5 protein-coding genes are annotated in these 5,063 nt (G+C 61.0%); all 5 read right to left on the bottom strand.

Annotated elements, in window-relative coordinates; translation table 11 throughout:
* Nucleotides 1–50: 50 nt before the first annotated feature.
* A complete protein-coding gene (locus AC5DC2_RS19080; protein WP_024706476.1) occupies nucleotides 51–1,337 on the bottom strand; it encodes a TRAP transporter large permease in 1,287 nt (428 codons plus the stop codon).
* 3 nt (nucleotides 1,338–1,340) lie between these two features.
* The gene (locus tag AC5DC2_RS19075) at nucleotides 1,341–1,856 is read right to left on the bottom strand and encodes a TRAP transporter small permease (RefSeq protein ID WP_152534435.1); all 516 of its coding nucleotides are present in this window, start codon (nucleotides 1,854–1,856) and stop codon (nucleotides 1,341–1,343) included.
* 159 nt (nucleotides 1,857–2,015) lie between these two features.
* Nucleotides 2,016–3,053 (bottom strand): TRAP transporter substrate-binding protein, encoded by a 1,038-nt coding sequence (locus AC5DC2_RS19070; protein WP_024706478.1) that lies wholly within the window; start codon nucleotides 3,051–3,053, stop codon nucleotides 2,016–2,018.
* Between the two features lie 436 nt (nucleotides 3,054–3,489).
* Nucleotides 3,490–4,296 (bottom strand): IclR family transcriptional regulator, encoded by an 807-nt coding sequence (locus AC5DC2_RS19065; protein WP_491699613.1) that lies wholly within the window; start codon nucleotides 4,294–4,296, stop codon nucleotides 3,490–3,492.
* Between the two features lie 142 nt (nucleotides 4,297–4,438).
* Nucleotides 4,439–5,063, bottom strand: a 625-nt coding sequence (locus tag AC5DC2_RS19060) for a thiamine pyrophosphate-dependent enzyme (protein ID WP_491699612.1), incomplete at its 5' end; no start/stop codon positions are given.

Here is a 5,063-nt window from a genome sequence, read left to right as displayed (position 1 = left end):
ATAAAATAGGTTAGAGCGTCCTTTGTGCGTCCGAATGGACGCACGGCGCTCTAGGCATATCCAAACAGGCGCGGGAAATACATGGTCAGCGCCGGCAGGTAGGTGATCAGCAGCAGGACCACGAGTTCGGCGGCGATGAACGGCAGGATGGCCCGACTTATGCGTGACAGGCTGACCTTTGACACCCCGCAGGCGGCAAACAGCACAAGGCCGAAGGGCGGCGTTGCCAATCCTATCGTCAGATTGGTGCAGGTGATCAGGCCGAAATGGATCGGATCGACTCCATACGTGTAGGCGATCGGCGCCAGCAGCGGTCCCAGGACGATGATCGCGAAGCCCATGTCCAGGAACATGCCGATGACCAGATAGATGACATTGACCAGCAGCAGGAAGACCAGCTTGTTCTCCGTCAGCGACACGAAGGCGATCGTCACATGCTCGACCAGATTGAAATAGGTCACCAGCCAGCTGAAGGTCTTGGCGCAGGCCATCAGGAACATGATCATCGCCGTGGCCTTGGCGGTATGGGACAGGATCGGGACCAGATCCGACAGCTTGAGCTTGCGGTAAAACAGGAAGCCGACCGCCAGACCATACATGACCGCCACGGCGGATGCCTGTGTCGGGCTGAAGAAGCCGCCGAGAATGCCGCCCATGATGATCACCGGCAAGAGCAGGGCTGGAGCGCCCCGCACGAAGGCGAGGATCAACTGGACCACGCCGACGAACGGCGCGCGCTCGCCATACCCCTTGCGCACTGCGACGATATAGGCCGTCACCATCAGCGCCAGCGCCACCAGGATACCGGGCACCATGCCGCCGAGAAACAGGCCGGCAATCGACACGTTCATCACCGAGGCATAGATCAGCATCGGAATGCTCGGAGGGATGATCGGGCCGATGACGGAGCTGGCCGCCGTCACGGCGGCGCTGTAGTCCTCGCCATAGCCGTTCTTCTTCATCGCCGGCACCATGATGCTGCCGACAGCGACGGTGTCGGAGACCGCAGACCCCGTAATTCCCGCAAAGAACATGCTGGAGACGATATTGGTGTGGGCCAGGCCGCCGCGAATCCAGCCCACCAGCGATGACGACAGCGTCATCAGCCGGTCGGTGATCCCGGCCCGGTTCATGATCTCGCCTGCCATGATGAAGAAGGGAATCGCCAGCAACAGCATGTTCTCGGTGCTGGTGAACATGCGTTGCGGGATCTGCAGGAACAGACGCGGATCGCCGATATCGACATAGACGAAGATCGTCATCAGCACGAGACAGAGCGCGATCGGGACCCCGAGCAGAAGCATCGGGATGAAACTGCCAAAAATGATAGCAATCAAGGGTCAAACTCCGGCGGTTTGCGTGAGATCTGCCTTCTCGCGCGGATCGGGAAGCGCGGCGGCGACACTGAAAAGCCCCAGCAGCAGGCCGCCGACGGGAACCGAGAGGTAAAAGTAGAAAAGCGAGATATCGAGATAGAGCGAGGTCTGGTACTGACCCACGAACAGCGCCATCTTCCAGCCGAAATAGACCATGACAAAGACGACGACGAGCGTCAGGACGGCATATGCAACCCTTAAGACAGTCTGCAGGACAGGTCCGACCATCTCGTAGAGGATTTCAACGCCGATATGCCCGCCATGCCGCGCGATCACGCCGGCGCCGATGAAAACCGCCCAGGCGAAGAACAGGTTGCTGACCTCTTCCACCCAGACCGGCGAGTTTCCGACAAGCTGGTTGGCAATGATCTCGTAGGCCGTGATCACGAACAACAATCCGGTCAGCACGACCGCAACGGCCATGCAGACCTTTTCGAGACCATCGACGGCGATCTGATATCCGATGAGAAGCTTTTTCATTGAGTAGATCCCCTTGCCGCCGGAGCCGCGCGCGGATTGCGGCAGCAGCACTCAGGCCCGCTCCCGCAATCCGCGCGCAGGGACGGCGACGCCGCTATCGGTCAGGTGGTCCTGATCGTTGTCGTCGCGGCGTCGCAAGTCCTGCCCTAGCCGGCAAACTCAGCGCTGGCTTTCAGCTTCCTTGGTCGCGGCAAAGATGCGGTCGACCCATTCCTGCCCGTCATCGCCCATCTTGCGCAGGACCATATCGATGTAAGGCTGCTGCGCGAGTTCGCGGAATTCCGCAAGCTCGGCGGCGGTCGGGTAATAGAACACCGCGCCCTCGGCCTCCATCGCTTCCTGGATCACCAGCGAGCTGAGATAGGACTGGGCATTGCCCATGCGCGAGCAGAGATCGCCGGCTCTCAGCATCAGGGTCTGGTTTTCCGGCGACAGCGACTGGAAAAACGCCTCGTTGATCAGGATCGGATGAAGGTTGTAGCTGTGCCGGGTCATGGCGACATAGGGGTTCACCTCATAGAGCTTCGAGGCATACATCGAATAAAGCTCGGTATCGTGCCCTTCCGCCATGCCCGACTGCAGCGCGGTATAGAGCTCGCTCCAGCCGATCGTCACCGTATTGGCGTCCCAGGCGCGGAACATGGCCAGAAGTCCCGGGTTTTCGGGGACCCGCATCTTCATGCCCTTCATGTCGGCGACGCTGTGAATCGGTTTCTCGGAATAGATGTTGCGGAAACCCGCCCCTTCCGGCCAGGCCAGAACCCGAAGACCGGTCTTCTCCAGGAAACCCTCGGCGAGCGCATCCCCAAGCGGACCTTCCATCACCTGCCAGGCCGTGAGACTGTCGGGAAACACATAGGGGATCTGGGTGATTGCGATTTCCGGCATAAAGGGAACCATGATCGACGTATAAACACCGGCCATCTGAATCACGCCGGTCTGTGCCGACTCGATCATCGAACGCGCATCGCCGAGCGAACTGTCGGGATAGGCCTCAAGGTCGAGCTGCCCATCGGAAGCAACGTTGAGATAGTCCTTCATCGCCGCAACACAGGCCGTGCGACCGGCGCCCGGCAGGTGCAGGTCCCCCTCCGAGCCATGCCCGATCTTGATGACGATCGGCTCGGCGCTCGCCGCGCCGGCAAGAGTGGTGACCGCCATCGAGAGACCGAAAGCGAAAGCTGCAAATTTCTTCATGAATTCCTCCCAGCCCCGTTTTCCTCCTCCTGGGAAGCGATCGACCAGGCTCTCCCACCACGCCGATCTGCCACCCGTGGCCTGGGACAACGGCCACTTTTGAAATTCTATTTCAAAAGTGCGGAAATGTCGACAGGACTTGCCCGTTTAAATGGTCCGGAACGCCGCGATTCCCGTTTTTTTGTCACTTTTTTTGAGCTCGGCAGCCGTCGGCATCGGAGGGATCGATCATCTCGGCCGCATGCATCAGGCTCGGCAGATGCACATTCGTCAACCTGCCGGCCGGAAGCCTGCCGGCATTGGCGTCAACGCCGAGGATAGCGCTATCGCCGCACAGGGGCGCGACGAGCGCATCCCCAACGGGATTGTGATTTCGCGCTGTTCTTCGAAAAGCTTGCAACGAGCCTTGCGGCCGACGCTCTGGCAAAAGAGCGTTTCAGAGAATTCCGCGGGCGACGTGCTCTATTTCGCGGGCCACGTCCAGAAGCCGCGGCGCAAGATCGCGCACCAACCGTTCAGTGGTGACGATCGAGCGCAAGCCGCCGACATTGATCCCGTAGACCGGATATCCATCCGCCCGCCGCACAACGGCGCCGGCCGAGTTCGCCTCGACGATCCAGTCGCCATCACTCAGCGCAAAGCCGTTCTCCTGCGCAAAGGCGATCTGCGCCCGCGCCTTGGCTTCCACCGCCGGCCAGTTATCGCCGTAATCTCCCGAGACCGCACGCATCTGCGCCTCCCGTTCCTTTTCCGGCAGAGCCGCGAGAAAGGCCCTGCCCATGCCGGTGCAGATCATGGGAATGCGGGAGCCGACTCCTAGGCGGATCGCCATTGAAGCCTTCGTGCGGCAGGCTTCGATATAGATGATCTCATTGCCGTCGACCGTGCCAAGATAGACGCTGGCATTGGCATATTCGGCAAGCGACTGCATGTAGGGCCGCGCAATATCGCGAATCTCCATCTGCGCCATGACGTCATAACCGAGCGTGAGAACGGCCGGTCCCAGAGAGTAACGCCCGACTTCCTCATCATAATTGAGATAGCCAAGTTCCGTGAGCGTAAACGTCAGGCGCGAGACGGTTGCCTTTGACAGGCCGACCCGCGCGGCGATCTCGGCGTTGCCGATCGGCCTGTTGTCAGGGCCGAATGCCCTGAGAACCGCCAGCCCGCGCGCAAGGCCGGAATTGATCCTGTAGTCTTTTGTGCCGCTGGAGGCAGGCAGTGCTTGTCTTCTTCTGACCACGGCAGTTTCCATCCCGGAGAGGCTCGGAAAGTGAGACATAACCAGAAGAAAGTCCAAATGCAAACGTCGCAAAAACGGGACCGATTGCGCCACCGCGCAGCGCGGCGGGGTCCTGTCTACCTCCACCTGCGGCATCCCCACCTCAGCCTGCACTCGGCGACCAGGCTTCAGGCGCGCGCGGATGGATGTCGGTCACGACGTCCACAAGCGCGGGCCTGCGGGCCGCGATCGCGGCTTTCAGAACAGGCCCGAGATCCTCGGCCCGCTCCACGCGATAACCGTCGACCCCGAAAGTCTTGGCGAGCGCACAGAAATCCGTCGGACCGAACCGGTTGATCTCTTCGGGCGAGCCGGAACGTCCGTCGTAAAACGAGGCAACCTTCGGCGTGCCCTGCCCGAAACCGGAATTGTTGTTGATCACGGTGACGACCGGAATGTTCCAGCGCCGCTGGGTTTCGAGCTCGCTCAGGTGATAGTAGAACGCGCCGTCGCCCGAAAAGCAGACGACCGGCCTGTCCGGAGCGCCGCATTGCGCGCCAAGGGCTGCGGGAAAGGCCCAGCCGAGCGAACCGGCCGCCCTCAAATAGCTTTGACCGGCATGCGGCAGGTCAACCATCGTCGCGGTCCAGATGCCCGAATAGCCGGTATCGGCCACAAGAATGGCATTTTCCGGCAGGGCTTCCGAAATCTCGTGGCAGAGCCGCTCCACCCTGAGCGGCGCCGCGTCCGAACGGATCGCGGGCTCCATGCCGCGCCGCCATTCGGCG

It is taken from the genome of Martelella sp. (assembly GCF_984369615.1).
This window is presented reverse-complemented; position numbering and strand designations above follow the sequence as displayed.

What these genes read in the sequence shown, in the direction of transcription:
- AC5DC2_RS19070 (WP_024706478.1), bottom strand. Translation starts at nt 3,053, where the DNA reads ATGAAGAAATTTGCAGCTTTCGCTTTCGGTCTCTCGATGGCGGTCACC.
- AC5DC2_RS19075 (WP_152534435.1), bottom strand. Translation starts at nt 1,856, where the DNA reads ATGAAAAAGCTTCTCATCGGATATCAGATCGCCGTCGATGGTCTCGAA.